2 protein-coding genes are annotated in these 2,220 nt (G+C 66.8%); one reads left to right on the top strand and one right to left on the bottom strand.

What is annotated here, in order from left to right; genetic code table 11:
- Positions 1–274: 274 nt before the first annotated feature.
- Positions 275–1,216 (bottom strand): GlxA family transcriptional regulator, encoded by a 942-nt coding sequence (locus ACSZL9_RS19050; RefSeq protein ID WP_446667104.1) that lies wholly within the window; start codon positions 1,214–1,216, stop codon positions 275–277.
- Between the two features lie 108 nt (positions 1,217–1,324).
- Between ACSZL9_RS19050 and ACSZL9_RS19045 the strand changes: the two genes are divergently transcribed.
- Positions 1,325–1,636 (top strand): putative quinol monooxygenase, encoded by a 312-nt coding sequence (locus ACSZL9_RS19045; RefSeq protein WP_003941073.1) that lies wholly within the window; start codon positions 1,325–1,327, stop codon positions 1,634–1,636.
- The last annotated feature ends 584 nt before the right edge of the window (positions 1,637–2,220 follow it).

The following is a 2,220-nucleotide window of genomic DNA, read 5'->3' as shown; positions in this document are numbered from 1 at the left end:
TACCCCGCCGGCCGGCTTCGGCCGCCCTGACCTGACCGCCTTCGCGGTCTCATCCCAATCGACCCTGATCGAGTCTGCTGACCCCCTCGACGAGAACGCAGCGACATCACAGCCACCCAACCCCGACCGTCCGGGAAGCCGGGACACGTCACATGGCCTGTGCTGCGGGCGTGTCGAGTGGGTCGTCCAGGGGCGACGCAGGAGCGTCGACGCGACGTGCTGAGAGGTGGTTCCAGTCGAGCACTAGGACACCGGCTACAGGCATGGCGATAGGTCAGGAACGGCGTCGCTCCCTACGCAGGAGGGAGCGCAGAGTCTCGGCGTTCGCGTAGCCGACCCGTAGCGCGATCTCGGCGGAGGTGAGGTCCGTGGTTGCTGAGAGGTGCCGAGCTCGTTCCATGCGAAGCCGTTGGACGAAGCCGAGCGGAGTGAGGTTGAGCGCCGCACGGACTCGTCGTTCGAGGGTGCGCCGGCTGGTGCCGAGCGACTGCGCGACGAAGGCGACGTTGAACGGTTCGTCCAGGCGGGCGCGCACGAAGCGTTCGAACTCGACGACGATCGGGTCCTCGTGCCGGAGATGTTCGTAGGCGACGAAGGCCGCCTGCGACGGACGCTCGTCGATGATGAGGAGCTTGGCGACATGTTGGGCCAGGTCGGGGCTGATCGATCGCACGAGTGAGAGCGCGAGGTCGATGTGGGCGAACGCGGCGCCGGCGGTGACGAGGTTCCCGTCGACCACGACCATGGTGTCGAGATCGAGGGCGACGGTCGGATAGCGCTTCAGGAACTCCGGCCCCAGGAACCAGCTGGTCGTCGCCCGCCGATGATGCATCCGTCCGGTCTCGGCGACAGCGAACACGCCGGTGCACGCCGCGGCGATCCGGGTGGTCGCGTCGTCGAGGCGCCCGAGCGAGGCGATGACCGAACGAGCATCTCGGCTCTGGAGGGCGTCGTTGGTAGCGGCAGCCGTGAGGGTTCCAAGCGCAGGGACGACGACCACGTCGAACTCTGCGGACTCCGACAGCGGGTGGTCCACCGACAGGGTCATCGATGCCGTCGTGGTCACTCTCCGTTTCGGTCCGAGGATGGCGAGTTCGATCGGGTCGATCCGCGGGTCGACATCGCCGCGGGCTCCGTCGGCCACCCGCACGATGTCGATGACCGATGCGACAGCCGAACCGAAGCAGCCGTCGATCGCGATCAGTCCGATACGCATGGCGCGAACAATAGCAATACTGCCGTATACGCCACTTCTCACATGCCCTTGCTCGTCATACGCTGAACTCGCTTCACCAAGAAACCTCGACACCTAGGAGAACCCCTCATGTCCACACCCGCATCACTTCCGTATGCCTTCGTCGCCAAGATCGTCGCGGCCGATGGACAGCACGACGCGCTCGCCGATCTGCTCGCCGGCGCTGTCGCGCTCGCCAACGAAGAAGTAGGAACGATTGTCTGGTTCGCGGTCAGGACCCACGCCGACACCTTCTGGATCTTCGATGCATTCCCCGACGAGGCCGCTCGCGACGCCCACGCCAACGGCGCCATCGTCGCAGCCCTGATGGCCAACCAGCACCTCCTCGGCGCAGCACCCGAGATCCTGGCGGCCGACGTCCTCGCGTCCAAGCTCCCGTAGTCCGCCAACGCACGAGACGATCGCGCCCGGCCGAGCCGTCGCCAGGTCGCGACGCAACGCCACGCTGCGTTGCCGAGCGGTGCGAGGCCTATCGGCACACGGACAGGATGTCGGCCGCGAGCGCTCAGCCGGCGAGGGGTCCGTCGCAGAGGAGAGCGACGTCGGTGTCGGGCAGAGCCGTGAGGCCAGCGCATCGCGCGACCATCAGAACCGAACCGCCCCTGCCCTGCGTTTCCGCAGGTCAGGGGCTGTTCGCCGGAGCCGCCTGTCGGAATCGAACCGACGACCTAATCACGTCGGCTTTGCGTCTATCGCTTGATGCACCCACTGGGCGAACGAGCCGCTGACCTGCGCAAACGCCGAGCGTGGGGGACGCCGCCATCCGGTGGTGACCGATGACGACCGACCAGTACCGACCGTTTCACCGGAGCTTGCGGCGGCGTCGAAGCCGAGCAAGCTCCATTCCTTTAGCTCACCGCGCCCTCCTCCTCGCCGGTCCCGTCGTCGTCGAAGACGTTTCAGGGGTCTTCTCAGATGACGGTGTAGGTCGGCCGGGCGCGTCGGTCCGCAGGTAGACGTCGAGG

This window comes from Flexivirga sp. B27, assembly GCF_052905685.1.
This window is presented reverse-complemented; position numbering and strand designations above follow the sequence as displayed.